Origin of the sequence: Methylocaldum sp., from assembly GCF_035627495.1 — a bacterium.
Classification (GTDB): domain Bacteria; phylum Pseudomonadota; class Gammaproteobacteria; order Methylococcales; family Methylococcaceae; genus Methylocaldum.
In genome coordinates, this window is record NZ_DASPLO010000218.1 from 46,038 (window position 1) to 64,460 (window position 18,423).

The 18,423-nt window shown below is 57.2% G+C and carries 17 protein-coding genes; 10 read left to right on the top strand and 7 right to left on the bottom strand.

Going from position 1 to position 18,423, the window contains the following annotated elements; all coding sequences use genetic code 11:
• Positions 1–82: 82 nt before the first annotated feature.
• Positions 83–964 (bottom strand): hypothetical protein, encoded by an 882-nt coding sequence (locus VEB01_RS21845; RefSeq protein ID WP_324879225.1) that lies wholly within the window; start codon positions 962–964, stop codon positions 83–85.
• Between the two features lie 431 nt (positions 965–1,395).
• Here VEB01_RS21845 and VEB01_RS21850 point away from each other — a divergent pair, with 431 nt between their 5' ends.
• From VEB01_RS21850 to dtd, 5 genes are all read left to right on the top strand, one after another.
• Positions 1,396–2,361 (top strand): HpcH/HpaI aldolase/citrate lyase family protein, encoded by a 966-nt coding sequence (locus VEB01_RS21850; RefSeq protein WP_324879226.1) that lies wholly within the window; start codon positions 1,396–1,398, stop codon positions 2,359–2,361.
• A gap of 105 nt (positions 2,362–2,466) precedes the next feature.
• Positions 2,467–3,636, top strand: a complete 1,170-nt coding sequence (sucC, locus tag VEB01_RS21855; protein ID WP_324879228.1) for an ADP-forming succinate--CoA ligase subunit beta — start codon at positions 2,467–2,469, stop codon at positions 3,634–3,636.
• A 5-nt stretch (positions 3,637–3,641) separates the two neighbouring features.
• The gene (gene sucD / locus VEB01_RS21860) at positions 3,642–4,532 is read left to right on the top strand and encodes a succinate--CoA ligase subunit alpha (protein WP_324879230.1); all 891 of its coding nucleotides are present in this window, start codon (positions 3,642–3,644) and stop codon (positions 4,530–4,532) included.
• Between the two features lie 88 nt (positions 4,533–4,620).
• Positions 4,621–4,941, top strand: coding sequence for a rhodanese-like domain-containing protein (locus tag VEB01_RS21865; protein ID WP_324879232.1), 321 nt, complete (start codon positions 4,621–4,623; stop codon positions 4,939–4,941).
• 2 nt (positions 4,942–4,943) lie between these two features.
• Positions 4,944–5,399, top strand: coding sequence for a D-aminoacyl-tRNA deacylase (gene dtd / locus VEB01_RS21870; protein WP_324879235.1), 456 nt, complete (start codon positions 4,944–4,946; stop codon positions 5,397–5,399).
• 193 nt (positions 5,400–5,592) lie between these two features.
• Here dtd and VEB01_RS21875 read toward each other — a convergent pair whose 3' ends face one another.
• Genes VEB01_RS21875 through cysM form a run of 3 tightly spaced genes read right to left on the bottom strand, consistent with a single transcriptional unit; the run spans position 5,593 to position 8,338 of the window.
• On the bottom strand, positions 5,593–6,102 hold the full coding sequence (locus VEB01_RS21875; protein ID WP_324879237.1) for a L,D-transpeptidase: 510 nt from the start codon (positions 6,100–6,102) through the stop codon (positions 5,593–5,595).
• Positions 6,103–6,110: 8 nt separating this feature from the next.
• Positions 6,111–7,445 (bottom strand): 23S rRNA (uracil(1939)-C(5))-methyltransferase RlmD, encoded by a 1,335-nt coding sequence (gene rlmD, locus VEB01_RS21880; protein WP_324879239.1) that lies wholly within the window; start codon positions 7,443–7,445, stop codon positions 6,111–6,113.
• Between the two features lie 2 nt (positions 7,446–7,447).
• A complete protein-coding gene (gene cysM / locus VEB01_RS21885; RefSeq protein ID WP_324879241.1) occupies positions 7,448–8,338 on the bottom strand; it encodes a cysteine synthase CysM in 891 nt (296 codons plus the stop codon).
• Positions 8,339–8,430: 92 nt separating this feature from the next.
• Here cysM and trhP point away from each other — a divergent pair, with 92 nt between their 5' ends.
• The 5 genes from trhP (at position 8,431) to VEB01_RS21910 (ending at position 14,577) form a co-directional block, all read left to right on the top strand.
• Entirely contained in the window at positions 8,431–9,777 is a 1,347-nt protein-coding gene (gene trhP, locus VEB01_RS21890) for a prephenate-dependent tRNA uridine(34) hydroxylase TrhP (protein ID WP_324879243.1), read from the top strand.
• Positions 9,778–10,029: 252 nt separating this feature from the next.
• Positions 10,030–10,515, top strand: a complete 486-nt coding sequence (gene rraA, locus VEB01_RS21895) for a ribonuclease E activity regulator RraA (protein WP_324879245.1) — start codon at positions 10,030–10,032, stop codon at positions 10,513–10,515.
• Between the two features lie 2 nt (positions 10,516–10,517).
• Positions 10,518–11,084, top strand: a complete 567-nt coding sequence (locus VEB01_RS21900) for a cob(I)yrinic acid a,c-diamide adenosyltransferase (RefSeq protein ID WP_324879247.1) — start codon at positions 10,518–10,520, stop codon at positions 11,082–11,084.
• Positions 11,085–11,145: 61 nt separating this feature from the next.
• Entirely contained in the window at positions 11,146–12,084 is a 939-nt protein-coding gene (ispH, locus tag VEB01_RS21905; RefSeq protein WP_324879249.1) for a 4-hydroxy-3-methylbut-2-enyl diphosphate reductase, read from the top strand.
• A 585-nt stretch (positions 12,085–12,669) separates the two neighbouring features.
• On the top strand, positions 12,670–14,577 hold the full coding sequence (locus VEB01_RS21910; protein ID WP_324879251.1) for a diguanylate cyclase: 1,908 nt from the start codon (positions 12,670–12,672) through the stop codon (positions 14,575–14,577).
• Positions 14,578–14,706: 129 nt separating this feature from the next.
• On the opposite strand, the gene VEB01_RS21915 is transcribed toward VEB01_RS21910, so the two are convergent.
• Genes VEB01_RS21915 through VEB01_RS21925 form a run of 3 tightly spaced genes read right to left on the bottom strand, consistent with a single transcriptional unit; the run spans position 14,707 to position 18,232 of the window.
• Entirely contained in the window at positions 14,707–16,275 is a 1,569-nt protein-coding gene (locus VEB01_RS21915; protein WP_324879253.1) for an ATP-binding response regulator, read from the bottom strand.
• Positions 16,276–16,283: 8 nt separating this feature from the next.
• The gene (locus VEB01_RS21920) at positions 16,284–16,712 is read right to left on the bottom strand and encodes a response regulator (protein ID WP_324879255.1); all 429 of its coding nucleotides are present in this window, start codon (positions 16,710–16,712) and stop codon (positions 16,284–16,286) included.
• Complete coding sequence (locus tag VEB01_RS21925) at positions 16,709–18,232, bottom strand: sensor histidine kinase (RefSeq protein ID WP_324879257.1); 1,524 nt, start codon at positions 18,230–18,232, stop codon at positions 16,709–16,711. The genes VEB01_RS21920 and VEB01_RS21925 overlap by 4 nt, the downstream gene beginning before the upstream one ends.
• Positions 18,233–18,423: the final 191 nt, after the last annotated feature.

Genomic DNA, 18,423 nt, shown 5'->3' on the forward strand with positions numbered 1-18,423 from the left:
TGGCATAACTGCCATCACTCCCTCTCAAAGGGAACAAAAAAGGGGGATTTGCATCCCCCTTTCTCTCGACTTGAAAGTGACTTTAGAAGCCGAAGCCGAGAAATGCGCCGGTGGTAAACCCGTCCGTATCTACACCCCTGAGCACACCGTTGCTGCTCTTGATGTCCAGGTCATCACCGGTGAAGTGATAGCGGAAATCGAGACCTGCCCACAGATCGCCCCAGATCTTGTATTCGGCGCCGGCACCGACCATCAGGCCTGGATTCAGCACGGTGACACCGCTGGAGGGCGGGCTGATGACATGGATGCCGAGACCGAACGGAATGATCCACGGCCTGAAGTTACCCATATTGTTGAACTTGATTTTCGGTGCGGCCGTCAGAGTGAACTGGGTAATCTTGTTCTCAATAGTTCCAGTAATAGCTGAGGTCTCATTGATAGCAATCAGCGTGTTCGTACCGGTGCCGAAGTTCTTGTATTCGAACATGACCTCACCGTCGAGCGAGGCCATATCAGTCAAGCCCCAGAAATCGTCGGTCAACTGATGGTCGAAACCGGCGCCGACATACCAGCCGTCATTATCGTTATCCTCCTGATTGATCAACAGGGTTTCGAGACCTTTGTAGCCACGGCCATGCTCCATCTTGGCATAACCGCCGCGGAAGAAGAGAAGATCATGATGCTCTTTCTCATGCTCCTCTGCCTCGGCAAGCTGTTGATCGACCTTCTGCTGCTGCGCCTCGAGCTGTGCGGCGTTGGCCTTGGAGTCGGAACGCGCCTTCGCCAGTTCCGAGCGCAACGCGCGCATCTCGTCTTCCATCATCTGAAGACGTCTTTCGATATCGGCCTGGGCAGACGTACCTTTCGAGGTGTGCTTATCGGCCATAGCCTCTTGCGGCGCCAAGCCGGCAACCGCGACAGCGGCGGTAACAATCGCCGCCATACCAGTCGTTTTTTTGATCATTCTTAATCTCCCCCTCGTGCAAGTTTAACTTAAGTCCGTTGCATGCCAGCAACAAAAAGTTGCATGTCGGCGCGATCCTAACAAAAAAATCCCCTTACAACAATTAGTCTATTTCACTATTTTTGCCAATTACGGCAATTTGCATTATTGCTTTTTTCCAGCTAGCGAAAACACATAACCTTGCGGTTATAATGGCGAGTTACATTGCAACGGACATTTTGTGAGGCACGCCACTCGGCTATATAGCTAAGCGATTTGGCAAAACAAAAGGACCATCGCCTTGATATTAAGAGGATGCCCGACTCTCTCTTGCTTCTTGCCCGCAGCGAACAAATCTAAAAGGAATTCAAAGCACTACCTGTTTCAATCGGGTCGTGGCAGATATTTGCTCGATTACAACATTCACTCGTCTAAAAATACAGAGACACGACATGGCCGTAAAAAATCGATTACACCGTAGCGAGTTGGCTGTTCCCGGCAGCAACAAACGCATGCTGGAAAAAGCGCCCGACTCCGGCGCCGACGTGGTTTTTCTCGACTTGGAAGACGCCGTCGCCCCGGACGACAAAGAGCAGGCGCGGGCCAACATTATCGAAGCGCTGAACGCTTACGACTGGTCGAAGTGTGCCGTTTCCATCCGCATGAACGGACTTGACACCCATTACGCCTACCGCGATCTGGTGGAAGTGGTTGAAGCCTGCGGCGATAAACTCGACACTATTCTTATTCCCAAAGTGGGCTCTGCCTCCGACGTGTATTTCGTCGCCACCATGCTGTCCCAGATCGAAGCCTATAAAGGCTTCAAACCCATCAACATCCACGTGCTAATAGAAACCGCCATGGGCATCGCGAACGTGGAAGAAATCGCGAAGAGCTGCCCCGAGCGCATGGAAGCCATGGTGTTTGGCGTGGCCGACTACGCCGCCTCGGTACGCGCCCGCACTACGCAGATCGGCGGCGCCAATCCCGACTACGGCATGCTGACCGATCCCGACGAGAGCGGCGCACGCGCCTATCACTGGGGCGATCAATGGCATTTCGCCATCGCCCGCATGGCAGCAGCCTGCCGTGCCTATGGGCTTCGCCCCATCGATGGTCCGTTCGGCGATTTCAGCGATCCCGAGGGCTATAAGGTCGCCGCGCGCCGCGCCGCCGCCTTGGGCTGCGAGGGCAAATGGGCGATTCACCCATCCCAAGTCGCGCTGGCGAATGAAGTCTTCACCCCCACCGAAAAAGAAGTGAATCGCGCCCGCCGCATCCTGGTGGAGATGGAAAAAGCGGCGAAGGAAGGCAAGGGCGCCGTATCCCTGGACGGTCGCCTGATCGACGCTGCCTCCATCCGCATGGCCGAAAACGTGGTCAGGCAGATCGAACAAATCGAAGCCCGCAAGTCATAAGGGATTTCCGTCGGTCGGGTTATCGAGTCGTAACCCGACATTCCTATCGTCGGGTTACGGTCTGCCAGCCCAACCCGACCTACATTGAAGAGAGGAAAGCAATCAGTGAACATCCATGAATATCAAGCGAAGGAACTGCTGAAATCATACGGCGTGCCGGTTCCGGTTGGCGGCGTCGCTTATTCCGACCAGCAGGCAGCCCAGGTGGCCGAGGAAATCAGTGGCAGCAAATGGGTTGTCAAGGCACAGATTCATGCCGGTGGCCGCGGTAAGGCGGGCGGCGTTAAAGTCGTCGGCTCCATCGATGAGGTGCAGAAAACCACCGATGCCATGATCGGCACCCATCTGGTCACCCATCAGACCGGCCCCGAAGGCTCCGTGGTCCAGCGCGTCTGGATCGAACAGGCCAGCGACATCAAGAAGGAGTTTTATCTAGGCCTCGTGATCGACCGCGGCTCTCAGCGCATCACCATTATCGCGTCCAGCGAAGGCGGCATGGATATCGAGGAAGTCGCCAAGGAGACTCCAGAGAAAATCGTCAAGGAAGTGATCGACCCCGCGATCGGCCTTCTGGATTTTCAATGCCGTAAAGTCGCCACCGCCATCGGACTCAAGGGCAAGCTGATGCCGCAGGCCGTCAAGCTGATGAAGGCCCTCTACCGCTGCATGCGCGACAAGGACGCCCTGCAGGCCGAAATCAATCCGCTGGCCATCGTCGGGGACGGTGATGACAAACTGATGGTGCTGGACGCCAAGTTCAGCTTCGACGACAACGCCCTCTATCGCCAGAAAGCCGTCACCGAAATGCGCGACCTGGCCGAGGAAGATCCGAAAGAGGTCGAAGCCTCCGGACACGGTCTCAACTACATCGCGCTCGACGGCAACATCGGCTGCATCGTCAATGGCGCCGGCCTCGCCATGGCTTCGCTGGACGCCATCACCCTGCACGGCGGACGTCCGGCCAACTTCCTCGACGTGGGCGGCGGCGCCTCCCCCGAGAAAGTCACCAACGCCTGCCGCATCGTGCTGGAAGACCCTAACGTCAAGTGCATCCTGGTCAACATTTTCGCCGGCATCAACCGCTGCGACTGGATCGCCAAGGGCTTGATCCAAGCCTGCAACAGCCTCCAAATCAAGGTTCCGCTGATCGTGCGCCTGGCCGGCACCAACGTCGAAGAAGGCCGCAAAATCTTGGCGAAGTCCGGCCTGTCCTTTATTACCGCCGAAAATCTGGATGCCGCGGCAGCCAAGGCGGTCGAAACGGTGAGAGGGTAAGCAGCATGAGCGTATTCGTTAACAAAAACTCCAGGGTCATCTTTCAAGGTTTCACCGGCGAGCACGCCACCTTCCACGCCGAAGACGCCATCAGAATCGGGACCAACGTGGTGGGCGGCGTCACGCCCGGCAAAGGCGGCACCACCCATCTGGGACTTCCGGTGTTCGATACCGTGGCCGAGGCCGTGGCCGCGACCGGCGCCGATGTCTCCGCCGTATTCGTGCCCCCGCCCTTCAGCGCCGACGCCTTGATGGAAGCCATCGACGCCGGGATCAAAGTGGCGGTGACCATCGCCGATGGCGTTCCGGTCCACGACATGATCCGCCTGCAACGCTACCGCACCGGCAAAGATGCGATCCTCATCGGCCCCAACACCCCCGGGATCATCACGCCGGGCGAATGCAAAGTAGGCATCATGCCTTCGCACATCTACAAAAAGGGCAATGTCGGCATCGTCTCACGTTCCGGAACGCTCAACTACGAAGCCACCGAGCAGATGGCGGCCTTGGGACTCGGCATCACCACCTCCGTGGGCATCGGCGGCGATCCCATCAATGGCACCGACTTCGTGACCGTGCTGCGTGCCTTCGAAGCCGACCCTGAAACCGAAATCGTGGTCATGATCGGCGAAATCGGCGGTCCTCAAGAAGTTGCGGCGGCTCGCTGGGCCAAGGAAAACATGAAAAAGCCGGTCGTCGGTTTCGTAGCCGGCATTGCCGCTCCGCCGGGAAGGCGCATGGGTCACGCCGGCGCCATCATCTCCAACGAAGCCGACACGGCCAGCGCCAAGATGGATGCCATGGAAGCCTTGGGCCTTTATGTCTCCCGAAACCCGGCCCATATCGGCGAAACCGTGCTGCGGGCGATGACGGATAATGGCATCGCTATAAAATAGGCCACCGTCGGGTTACGGCCTGTCGGCTTAGCCAACCTACAAAGCCGCTGGACCTGGACCAGCGGCTTTTTTCATACGAGTGGAAACCATGCGCGATATCTTGCCCTCGGAACTTCGAAGCTATCTCGAGACCGCCGAGCCTAAACCTCTCCTGCTGGACGTGCGCGAACCCCAGGAATATGCCTACTGCCATATCGAAGGCAGCGCGCACATTCCCATGAACGATATTCCCTCCCGTCTCGGCGAACTTCATCCGCAACAGGAAATCGTGGTCATCTGCCATCACGGAATGCGCAGCCGTATGGTGGGCGACTACCTAACCCACCAAGGGTTCAGCAACATCGTCAACCTGCGGGGCGGCGTCGACGCTTGGGCCACGGAAGTCGACCCCAACATGCCGCAGTATTGATCATGATCGCCGTCATTCAGCGGGTGACACGGGCGGAGGTGACCGTGGCGGGCGAAAGCGTCGGCAAGATCGGCCATGGGCTTCTCGCCTTGATCGCGGTCGAACGGGGAGATGCCGAATCCCAGGCGGACCGGCTGGCCAAGCGCATCCTGAGTTACCGGATTTTCGGGGATGCCGAGGACAAGATGAATCTCAACGTAGTGGACGTGAGCGGCGGAGTGTTGCTGGTCTCCCAGTTCACTTTAGCTGCCGATACCAGGAAGGGTATGCGTCCCAGCTTCACCCCAGCCGCCGATCCCGAAACCGGAAAACGGCTGTTCGATTACTTTGTGGAAAAGGTACGGACAAGGTACGCCCCCGTGGAAACCGGGCGGTTCGGCGCCAACATGCAGGTAGAATTGGTGAACGACGGGCCGGTGACGTTCATTCTCAGCGTGCCACCAGCCAAAACCGAGTGATGGCAGTTTTGTAGGGTGGGTTAGACGCGCATCATCCAGGCGTTTTCGAGTTTCCCGGAACCTTGGAGCGCGTCGTAACCCACCGATCAAGTCGGCCGTTCCATAGAAAACCGGAATGGTGGGTTATGGTGCGCGTCCGGCTCAGTACCGATCGGAACGGTTTTCCTAATGCGCACCTAACCCACCCTACTTCCTACGGTTCAATCAACACCCGCGTCCCCACATCCACCCGCTCAAACAATTCGGCGATATCGCCGCTATGCATGCGGATGCAGCCATGGGACGCGGGCGCGCCGGTTACGCCAGCCTCGGGGCTTCCGTGGATGTAGATGTAGCGCCAGGTGGTGTCGACTTGGCCGTACCGGTTGAAACCGGGCTCCAAACCGCCTAGCCACAGGATTCGGGTCAAGATCCAGTCTCTTTCCGGAAACCTCGAGGCGAGGTCCGCATCGTAAATCTCCCCGGTGGGTCGACGTCCGACGAATACGGTGTTGAGCGGCAGGCCCGTTCCGATCTTTGCCCGAATGCGATGCCAGCCGCGCGGGGTGCAGCCGCTGCCCATGCGCTCGCCGGGCCCGTTCTTCGCAGTGGAGACGGGCCAGGTGCGGACCACCTCACCGTTCTCGATTAGATCGAGTTCCTGGCGGGGGATGCTGATGCGGAGGTAGAACGGCGATTCAGATGCCGGCCGGTCGGTTCGCACGGCACACCCTACCCTTTCTCGAACAGCGCGATGGACTCCACGTGCGCCGTTTGCGGGAACATGTCCATGACGCCGGCGCGAATCAGACGATAGCCGTGTTGATGAACCAGGATGCCGGCATCCCGCGCCAACGTTGACGGATTGCAGGATACATAGACGATGCGGCTCGCCCCCCAGCGCGGCACGTAAGACAAAACCTCTTCGGCGCCGGCGCGTGAGGGATCGAGCAATATCTTGTCATACCGCCGACTTGCCCAATCCGCATCGTTCAAGGCTTGGCTCAGATCGGCGACATGAAACTCGACGTTACCCATGCTATTGGCGTCCGCATTCTGCCGGGCGCGCTCGACCGATTCCCGGCTGCCCTCGACGCCGATAACACACCCAGCGCGCTTTGCGATCGGCAGGGTGAAGTTGCCGATCCCGCAAAATAGGTCAAGTACCGCATCGCCGGGGGCAGGATCGAGCACTTCCATCACGCGATCCACCATTTTCCGGTTGATCTCGACGTTGACTTGAGTGAAATCGGTCGGCTTGAACCGGAACTCGATGTCCTGATTAGGCAGCGCATAGCTCAGCATCGGCGGATGCTCCGGATAATGCGGAATGACCGAATCGGGGCCGTGCCTCTGCACGTAAATGTCGAAATCGAGCCGCGTGCCGAACGCCTTCAGCCGTTCCAAATCGTCCGGGGGCACGTCCTCGAGGATACGGAAGATCAAGGCGGTACGCTCATCGCCCACGGCGACTTCGATCTGCGGCAGCCGGTCCTTGATGACTAGCGAACCGATCAATTCCGACAAATCGCGGAGCCGCTCGCCCACTTTCGGATGCAGAACGGGGCAGAACTCCAGATCGGCGATGTAGGGGCTGGAGCGTTCGCGAAATCCGACCAGCACCCGCCCCTTCTTCGGTACGTATTTCACCCCGAGACGGGCCTTGTGGCGATAGCCCCAATGCGGACCGGTCAAAGGCGGCCACAACGGCACATCGTCGATTTTGCCGATACGCCGGAACTGGTCGACCAGAAGCTTTTGCTTCTCTTCGATTTGCGCCGCGTCGGTCAGGTGTTGAAAGCTGCAACCGCCGCAGACGCCGAAACTCGGGCAGCCGGGACTGACCCGTCCCGGTGCCGGCGTCACGACTTCCTCCACCTTGCCTTCGGCATAATCGCGGCGCACGGACGTATAGACGAAGGTCACGTCTTCGCCCGGCAGGGCGCCGTCGATGAAGACGGCCTTGCCCTCGACGCGGGCGACGCCTCGCCCGTCGTGAGCGAAGGATTCGATGTGCGCCGAGATGGCTCCCTGGGGAAGCGGTTTTTTGCGAGCTCGTGCTGACATGGTTATTCCGGAAATACGCCGGTGGACAAATAGCGGTCGCCGCGGTCGCAGACGATGACGACGATCACCGCGTTCTCGACTTCCTTGCACAGGCGCAAGGCCGCCGAAACCGCGCCGCCGGATGAAATGCCGGCAAAAATGCCTTCGCGCGCCGCGAGCTGACGGGTGGTTTCTTCCGCTTCCTCTTGCGTCACGTCCATGATGCGGTCGACCCGGCTGAAATCGCAGATTTTCGGCAGGTATTCCTTGGGCCAGCGGCGTATGCCGGGGATCTTGGCCTCGTCCTTGGGCTGCACGCCGATGATTTGGACGGCGGGATTTTTCTCTTTCAGAAATGCGGACGTGCCCATGATGGTGCCGGTGGTGCCCATCGAGCTGACGAAGTGCGACACGCTGCCTTGCGTGTCGCGCCAAATCTCGGGACCGGTGCCTTCGTAATGGGCGCGCGGATTATCCGGATTGGAAAACTGATCGAGAATCCGGCCCTCGCCTTTTCGCTCCATCTCCCGCGCCAAGTCGATCGCCGCTTCCATGCTGCCTTCGGCGGGCGTCAGGATGATCTCGGCGCCGAAGGCTTTCATCACCGCGCGCCGTTCCGCGCTCATGTTTTCCGGCATGATCAGAATCATCCGGTAGCCCTTGATGGCTGCCGCCATGGCCAAAGCGATGCCGGTGTTGCCGCTGGTTGCTTCAATGAGCCGATCCCCCGGCTTGATGTCGCCGCGTTCCTCGGCGCGCGCGATCATGCTGATAGCCGGCCGGTCCTTCACCGATCCCGCGGGATTGTCGCCCTCTAGCTTGGCCAGGATGACGTTGCTGGTGTCGCCCGGGAGACGCTGCAACCTGACCAGTGGCGTATTTCCGACAAAGGATTCTATGGTGGGAAAGATCATAGCCATTCTCAAGGAGTTGATATTCCTGAGCGATACGCTCAACTATGGGATAATATGGAAACCCCGAATTTTACCACTTCACGTTTTGTGCCATGCAAAAAGTCGAATTGCTGTCCCCGGCAGGCACCCTCAAAAACATGCGTTATGCCTTTGCTTACGGCGCCGACGCGGTCTACGCCGGCCTGCCGCGCTATAGCCTCCGCGTGCGGAACAACGATTTTCTCGAGAACAATCTCGCAGCGGGCATCGCCGAAGCCCATGAACTCGGCAAATCGTTCTATCTGGCAACCAACGTGCTGCCGCACAATGCCAAGGTCAAAACCTTCATCAAAGATTTGGCCCCGATCGTTGCCATGGGTCCGGATGCCCTGATCATGGCCGATCCCGGATTGATCATGCTGGCCCGGGAAGCATGGCCGGACATGCCGATCCATCTCTCGGTCCAAGCCAACACCCTGAACTATGCGGCGGTACGCTTCTGGCTATCGGTCGGGATCAAGCGGATCATCCTGTCGCGGGAGCTCTCCCTGGACGAAATCGGGGAAATCCGCCAACGCTGTCCGGACATGGAACTGGAAGTGTTCGTGCACGGCGCCTTGTGCATCGCGTACTCGGGCCGCTGCTTGCTGTCGGGTTATTTCAATCACCGCGACCCAAACCAGGGCACCTGCACTAATTCCTGCCGCTGGAAATACGATCTTGCGCCCGCGGAAGAAAACGCCGAAAGCGATTACGTCCCCGGCCAGCTCCGGTTGTCGCTGTCCGACCTCAACCGGAACATCTCGGCTTGCGGCGATCAGGCTCGGCACCCCTTGGCTGATCAGGTCTATCTTCTTGAAGAAGAAACCCGCCCGGGCGAACTCATGCCGGTCCTGGAGGACGAGCACGGCACCTATATCTTGAACTCCAAGGACCTCCGCGCCGTGGAACACGTGCAACGCTTGGTGGAATTGGGCGTTGACAGCCTCAAGATCGAAGGACGCACCAAATCCTATTATTACGTGGCGCGCACCGCCCAAGTTTACCGGCAAGCCATCGACGACGCCCTGGCCGGCCGGCAATTCGATCCAGCGCTGCTGGGCGTGCTCGAAAACCTTGCCCAGCGGGGATACACCGACGGCTTTTACGTGCGCCATCACACGCAGGATTATCAAAACTATATGCGTGGCCACTCGGAGAGCCACCGCCAGCAGTTCGTGGGGGAAATCGCCGACTTCGACGCAAACTCCGGACTGGCGGCCATCTTGGTGAAAAACAAGTTCGCCGTGGGCGACCGGCTCGAACTGATCCTTCCTCAGGGCAATCAGGACGTCGTCTTGCAGCGTATGGAGGACGAACACGGCAAACCCATGCAGGAAGCTCCGGGCGGGGGTTATAACGTCAAGATACCGGTTCCGGTCGACGATTGCCGCAATGGATTGATCGCCCGGTATCTGTAAGCGGCAATTCCTCAAATCCGCCCAACCGCCGGGCTTAGTCAGAGGGTATGTGAAAAGCGTCGCAAGCGATCCGAGTGCAAGCCTGGCTTGAGCTTAGTCGAAGGGGCACCCGGCGCGCAGGACCCGGAGTGTACACAGAGTACATGAGGAGGCCTACACCTTCGCAACGCCGCCATCGGACCGCGTAGCAGCTTTTCACACACCCTCTCAGGTATCATAACACCTCCTAACTTCATGTCCGGAGACTGCCTCATGACGTTCACGACCCCCGATCTTTGCGATCGATACTCCGGCACCCATCATCTGCAAATCGCCGAGCCGATGTTTCGCCCTTTCGGCGGCAAGAGCGCGTTCAGCGGCCGCGTCACGACTCTTAAGATATTCGAGGACAATGTCCTGCTCCGGGCGGTCCTCGAAGAGAAGGTCGAAGACCGGGTTCTCGTCGTCGACGGCGGCGGCTCCCACCGTTGCGCCCTGCTCGGCGGCAATCTGGCCAAGCTCGCCTGCGACAACGGCTGGCAAGGGATCATCGTCTACGGCTGTATCCGCGATTCGTTGGAAGTCAACCGGCTGCCCATCGGCATCCGTGCACTGCACACCCATCCATTGAAAAGCCATAAAAAGGGCGGAGGCGATCGGGATATCCTGGTCTCCTTCGCGGGAATCAATTTCAGGACCGGATACTACGTTTATGCCGACGAAGATGGCATCGTCGTGACTGAGGACAACTTGGCCTGATTATGGGACACCGACTCACAAAAATTTATACGCGAACCGGAGATACGGGTACCACGGGGCTCGGCGACGGCACCCGGGTCGACAAAGATGCTCCTCGAGTCGAGGCGTACGGAATGCTGGATGAACTCAACAGTCACATTGGGTTGATCCTGGCTTACGCCCCACCGCCAAAGGTGGCGCAGTGTCTAACCGAAATTCAGCAAGTTTTGTTCGATCTCGGCGGAGACCTGTGCATCCCCGGACGCCACACCATCGACCAGAACCATATCGACTGGCTGGAGCAGTGGTTGGATCATTTCAACGCGCAACTGCCTTGGCTGCAAAATTTCATACTGCCCGGCGGAAATCCGCCCGCTGCCCAGTGCCATGTCGCCCGCGCCGTGTGTCGCCGGACCGAGCGGGCGCTGGTTTCGCTGGGAAAAACGGAGGATCTAGATCCTTTCGCCCTCGCCTATCTCAACCGTCTATCGGATCTCTTATTCGTAGTCGCCCGTGTGTTGGCTCGCCAAAACGACGGGACGGAAACGCTGTGGCAGCCTCGCCGCCCCGCCCCGGTGCCGCCACGTTGATTCGGCTCGTCTAAAATGTAAGAATCTCCCACCTTCTTAGTCAGAAATTACCCATACGCCTATGGAAATCATACTTGCCAATCCCCGTGGTTTTTGCGCCGGCGTCGACCGCGCCATCGAAATCGTCGACCGCGCCATCGAGGTTTTCGGAGCGCCGATCTACGTGCGGCACGAAGTGGTCCATAACCGCTACGTGGTCGACGGACTACGCGATCGGGGAGCGGTATTCGTGGAAGAGCTTTCCGAGGTACCGGAAAAATCCACCGTGATTTTCAGTGCGCACGGGGTTTCCAAGGCCATCCAGCAAGAAGCTCAGGAGCGCGGTCTTCAGGTGTTCGACGCTACCTGCCCCTTGGTAACCAAGGTGCATATCGAAGTGCACCAGCACGCGAACGAGGGCCGGGAGATCATTTTTATCGGACATGCCGGACACCCCGAAGTGGAAGGCACCATGGGACAGTACGTCAATCGGAAGGGCGGGATTTATCTCGTGGAATCGCCGGAAGACGTAGAGACCCTTCAGGTTAAGAATCCGGAAAACCTGGCTTATGTAACTCAGACCACCCTATCCATCGACGACACCCAAGCCGTCGTCAATGCCCTGAAAAAGCGTTTTCCGAGCATCATCGGTCCCAAAAAAGACGACATCTGCTACGCCACCCAAAACCGTCAGGATGCGGTGAAAAAGTTAGCCGCCCATTGCGATGTCATTTTAGTGGTCGGCTCCCCCAACAGCTCCAATTCCAACAGGCTCAGAGAAATCGCCGAAAAACTCGGACGCTCGGCCTACCTGATCGATGATGCCGATCAGCTTCAACAGGAGTGGGTAAAGGACGCCACGAAAATCGGCGTTACTGCCGGCGCATCGGCTCCGGAAATCCTCGTAACCAAAGTGATCGCCAAACTTAAGGAATGGGGCGGACAGATGGTGACGGAAAACAAAGGTATCGAAGAAAAAGTGGTGTTTTCCCTGCCGAAAGATCTCCGGCGCACGGCCTGAGAATCGCTGCCCTACCGCCGATATAAGTGCATTAAATCGGCAACGATACGACATTTCCCGCTCGCCTTCTGATCTAGCTCTGTCGTAGATCAGAAGGCAGATCCTTACGCTACGTTCTCAATCACGCCCTCCTGCGCCATTCCAAGGATTGCATCGGCATCGATTCGGTAAAACTTGATACAGGTATCTCTCGCCGTGCTTCTACCGGGTTTACGTAACGCCCTTTGAACTCTCAAGCGATAGATTGAGGCAGGAGTAATGGGCTTGTAAACGAGCACGCCCAAGCGATGCCCTCACACAAATACTGCCTTGCCGTTTTGCGGGAGTCTTCATCATCCGGGCGATCGTCCGCGTATGCCGGCCCAATAAGACCGACATTCATACACCTGAAGCAGCCAACCTATTCCCCGCGAACAATTCTGAAGTGCCTAACGGGGCCAGTTTCGAATTAACCCTTTTGCGAACGAAATCTGCTCGTCATTAGCATGGGTCAACTTGAATTCACTGCAATTCAACATAAGAAGGCTAGACTTACTTCCAGTTAGAGTCCTTCAAACAACGCTAAAACGGGATTAAGCGCCAACCATGTTAATAACCCAGGGAAATCATTTTGAAGAACTGAAAACTACGGGGAAGCTGCCTTCCCCTTTCGGGGTCGCGCTCGAAATTATGCGCCTGACTCAAAAGAAAGACGCCACCGCTCAGGAGCTGGCCAAGCTTGTACAGATGGATCCGGCTTTGACCGGCAGAGTGATCCAGTTCGCAAATTCGGCTCATGTCGGTGCACGCCGGCCGGTTGCGGCCGTCATCGATGCGATCCGGCTCCTGGGCATGAATACCATACGTCAGTTCGCACTTAGCCTTTCGGTGATCCAAGGGAATCTGAGAGGAGCCTGCCGATCATTTAATTACCGGGGTTTCTGGTCCGGTTCCTTAGCGCGAGCCTTGTCTGCCCAGGCCATAGCGACGCGGGATCGCGTTGTCGCCCCGGAGGAAGCGTTCACCTGCGCTCTTTTGTCCGAAATCGGACAACTGGCATTGGCCAGCGTCTACCCGGATGAATACGCGCAGTGTCTGGCCGCTTTCAAGCCCGGAAATGACGACGAGTTGGTCAAGTCCGAGCAAGAACGGTTTTCCATCGACCACCGACAACTTGCGCTCGGTTTATTGAAAGAGTGGGGCTTTCCGGCTGTCATGCTGGAGGCGTTAACGCTTAGATATACAGAAGGGAGGCCGCCCGCATGCGAGAGCACCAGGGCCGAGCGCTTTGCCGCGCAATTGCGGCTGTCAACCTTGCTCGGTCGCTACTGCGACGTGGACATGGGCGCCAGAAACACACTGCTCCCGCAAATCATCTCCATGGCACAGACACTCGGCCTGGACGAGCCCGATCTGGAAGAGCTTTGGGAACAAGTCACTCAACAGTGGCAGACATCCAGCCAATTCTTGAGCATTCCCGTGGGCGACATGCCCCCGCTAAAATCATCTGAGACAGCAGAGGACCAAATCGGCGCCAATCCGAAACCTGCTCGCCTCAAAATTGTATTGTTACACACCGACTTCCAGCATGTGGCCGATCTTGAGAAGTTATTAAACTCCGATGGCCATGAAGTGCTCACGGCGAGTAATGCCGATAAAGGGGTAGAGCTCGCCGTTACGGAAAAGCCGCAGCTTATTATTGCAGCATCCGATAAATGCCCCACCGATAGCATACAGTTTTGCAAAGCGCTTCGCGCTTCCGAGCTCGGACGTCAAATTTACCTGATTGTCCTCACGTCCGCTGCGGAGAAAGAATTCCTCGTACAAGCCTTCGATGCCGGAGCCGACGATTTTATCGTTACACCGGTCCACGACAGGGTGTTAATCGCTCGGGTGCGCGGCGGACAACGCATCATACAACTGCAGGAAGAAATGGCCCGCGAGCGACAGGAAATCAGCCGATATGCCCACGAACTGGCTATTGCCAAGCGAAAAATGGAGGTCATGGCGATGACGGACTCGTTGACCAAGATTCCTAATCGCCGCTACGCATTCGCCCGGCTCAACGAAGAGTGGTCCGTCTGGCGCCGCACCGGCAGACCTCTGACCATAATGCTCCTGGACCTGGATCATTTTAAGCAGATCAACGATACCTTCGGACATCAGGTGGGCGACCAAGTCCTGGTGCACACGGCCAAAATCGCCCGTTCCATGCTGCGTTCCACCGACGTCGTATGTCGACTGGGCGGAGAGGAATTTATTGTCATCGCGCCGAATACCGACATGGCCGTTGCGAAGACGCTAGGGGAACGGCTGCGGAACGACGTTGAACAGCATCAGTTCCAGATGATAAAGCTAACCAAGCCGTTGACCATAAGTATCGGCATCGCGATTTCGACGGACCACACGGTAAACGAAAACGACTTGCTTCACCGTGCCGATCAAGCTCTCTACCGGGCAAAGCACGCCGGACGCAACATGGTTAAGTTCTTTTCGCCGCAACGAGCCGTTTAAGAGGCGCATAATCACAACGCAAGCATTACGTCCCACAAACTAAACGCATGGTCGGTTTATGAAATTTCTTCTTGAACACCCGCCTCACTTTCAACGAAAGGGAGTGAACGGTTGCATCTACACCACTCTCTACGATGATTTCGTGAATAGGTGGCGGCTGAAACAGGGAATATTCTGCGAGTGGGCTCTGCTGGAATAATCCAAAAGCGCTTTGAGCCCCTTATGGTCCACGGGTTTGAAGAGATGATGATCGAATCTTGCTTCGTGCATCCATCGAAGTTCGTTGGCATGCCCGCACTCGGTAACGGCAATGAGCTTGGGGCATTGGTGACCATATTCTTGGCGAAGACACCGGGCCAGCTCGTAGCCATCCATCTCGGGTGGGCGTATGGTTACGAGCACCGCTTCGGGCCGCCGTTCACGGACTGTCGGCAGCACCTGCCGGCCTTCGTGCACGGCACGCGCTTCATATCCCCACAGTTTCAACAGTTCGACGGTGCTTCGAGCCGATTCGATATCGGCATCTGCAACCAGTACGTGATAATTCGAGACCGTATCTTCGGACGCTTGCTGCGGTGGAACCTGTTCGGACGCATCTATATCAAGATCAAGCAGCGGCAGCCGCACCACGAATTCGCTGCCCGTGCCGGTTCCGGCGCTATGGGCTTCCACTTCTCCGCCATGCATCTCCACCAATCGCTTCACCAGGCTCAAACCGATGCCTAAGCCGCCTTGTGCCCGGTCAAGGGAACGCGGCTCCTGGGTGAACAAGTCGAAAATGTGCGGAAGATTCAAAGGCGAAATACCCGTTCCGTTATCCTGCACCCGTATCACTGCTCTGGCGCCGTCCGTTTCGACCGACAACCGGATAAGTCCGCCTTCTTCCGTATATTTCGCCGCATTGTCCAAAAGATTGGAAAATACCTGCGTCAATCGAGCGAAATCGGCTTCCACCCAAACGGGGTTGGACGATAGCCGAAGAAGCAATTCATGCCGGTTAGCCTCGATGAGCGGACGGCTCGCTTCGACAGCTTGGAAAACGGAAGTCGTGAGTTCCAGGGATTCGCGCTTGAGCGTTACCTTGCCACAGGTTAGGCGTGATATGTCGAGGAGATCGTCGACCAAGCGCGTGAGTTGGGTCAACTGGCGATCGATAATGCCCCGTGCCCAATCCACGTGAAACGGCGTCACATCCGCTTGTTTCAAGACTTCGACCGCATTGCGGATGGGGGCAAGCGGGTTGCGCAGTTCGTGGGACAGCATCGCGAGGAACTCATCCTTGCGGCGATCGGCTTCTTTTAAAGCTTCCTCGGTTCGTTTGCGCTCTATGGCGTAGCGGATGGACCGGATAAGCAGGTTGCCCTGGAACTGTCCCTTGATGACATAATCCTGAGCCCCTTCCTGAATCAGGCGGAATCCGACGGCTTCGTTGTCCAGGCCGGTACAAACGATAATAGGAACGGAACTCGCCAGATCGCGGATTTTCAGCAGCGTATCGATGCCCTCGGCATCGGGTAGATTGAGATCCAAAAGGATCACATCGAACCGCTGCCGCCCCAAAATTTCGGTGGCCTCGCTGAGCCGCGCGACCCGATCCAAATCGAAACGCACCACGCCGACCTGGGCCAAGGCTTCTTCGACCAGGAACGCATCGCTCGGGCTGTCCTCCACCAAGAGGACACGATAGTGCTGCTGCATAGGTTGAACTACTGGGAAGGAAGGCTCACCACCGTAAACCAAAAACTCTCGATAGCTTGAACCACTTTGACAAAACTCTCGAAATGAACCGGCTTGGTGATATAGCAATTGGCATGTAGCCCATACGCGCGAAGGATGTCCTCCTCCGCCCTGGAAACCGTCATCACCACCACCGGAATCATCTTCAGGTTCGCATCGCTCTTGATTTCGGCGAGAACCTCGCGACCGTCCTTCTTAGGCAGATTAAGATCCAAAAGAATCAAATCCGGACGTGGCGCATCGGCGTATTTGCCCTCCCGCCGGAGGAACGCGATCGCTTCGACGCCGTCTTCCACGATGAAAAGCTCCGTGAGCAGCTTCGCGGATTCGAGCGCTTCCTGAGTGAGAAGTACATCGGTAGGGCTATCTTCAACCAGCAGGATATTGACAGGTTTCATCGGATCATTCTGGATTCGGTTGGGTGAGTGGGAAAGGTGAAGAAAAAGGTAGTGCCGTAGCCGGGCTCGGATTCCACCCAGATACGTCCGCCGTGCCGCTCCACGACTCTTTTACAAATGGCGAGACCGATTCCGGTGCCGGGATAGTCGTGCCGTGCGTGCAATCGTTGAAAAATCCTGAATATCCGTTCGAAATAATGGGGTTCTATGCCGATACCGTTGTCGCGGACCGTAAAAACCCATTCGCTGTTTTGCTTTGTTACGCCGACATGGATCAACGGTACTTGATCACCGCGGAATTTGACAGCGTTACTGATCAGGTTCTGGAACAACTGGATGAGCTGACCCGGGTCCGCAACGATCGTAGGCAGATCGTCATAGGTTACTTCGGCCCCGCTCTCTCTGATGGCGACCTCGAGATTGGCCAAAACCGTAGTGATGATGCTTCGGCAGTCCGTCGGTTCGAAGGGCCGGTCCCGGGAGCCGATACGCGAATACGCCAAGAGATCGTTGATGAGGTTCTGCATGCGCGTGGCGCCTTCCACCGCATGGGTGATCACCTCGTCGGCGCGCGTATCCAGCTTTCCCTGGTACCGCCGCCGAATGATTTCCACGCAGCCGGCCACCGCCCGCAAAGGCTCCTGAAGATCGTGGGAAGCCACATAGGCGAATTCCTGCAGCTCCGCATTGGAGCGCGCCAACTCCTGCGCCTGCGCGGCGAGCCGTTCCTCCGCCGCCTTGTGTTCGGTCACGTCGAGCATGATGCCGATCATGCGGACGGGACGACCGTACCGGCCGTACAAGATCTGGCCGCGGTCGTTGACCCACCGAATGCTGCCGTCGGCATGCAACACGCGGTATTCCAGATTGAACATATCCTGCGTCCGCTGAGCCATGAACCGCTTGATCACCGAATCCACGGTCTCTTTTACGGCCGCACGGTCATCGGGATGTACCCTATTGAACCAATTCTCAGCGGTGGCTTCGCATTCGCCCGGCTTGAGCCCGAGCAGAAGATAGGACCCATCCGACCAGGTAACTTTATCCCGAGGGATGTCCCAATCCCAGGTCCCCGCCCTCGCCGAGCTCAAAGCCAGATTTAAACGCGCTTCGCTTTGCCGCAGAACCTCTTCGGCCTGTTTGCGCTGGGTAATATCCGCTATGGCGGCCAGTACACAAAGATCCCCGTCAATCCGTATTGGACTCAAGGCGATTTCGATGGGAATTTCTTCGCCATTCTTGCGCAAACCATAAAGGTCCCGCCCCATGCCCATGGGTTTTCTCTCGGGACGATTGTGAAAGCTTTGACGATACGCATCGTGTCCGACCCTGAACCGCTCGGGGATGAAGATGTCGATCGAACGCCCGAGTAGTTCTTCCTGGGAATAGCCGAACAATTGCTCTAGATAGGCATTGACCAGAACGATCTTGCCGGCATGGTCAACCAGCGCCAGCGCATAGGGCGTATTCTCCGTAATCGTACGGAAGATGGATTCGGTTTTGTTGCCTGCTTCATCCATAAGGAGAAACAAAAAGGTGCGAGTTCAAAAAAAATTAACGGTTTTGGAGACAAACCCTGTCTCGATGTCGATAAGGGCCGATTAGTTTTCAACAACAGGGGGCTGCTAGGGAAGCAAATTTTTGTCAAAAGGTCAACAGAATGTTACGAAGCGAAGAAATGGGTTGGAGGCGGAAGCCGCGTGGTGGTTGG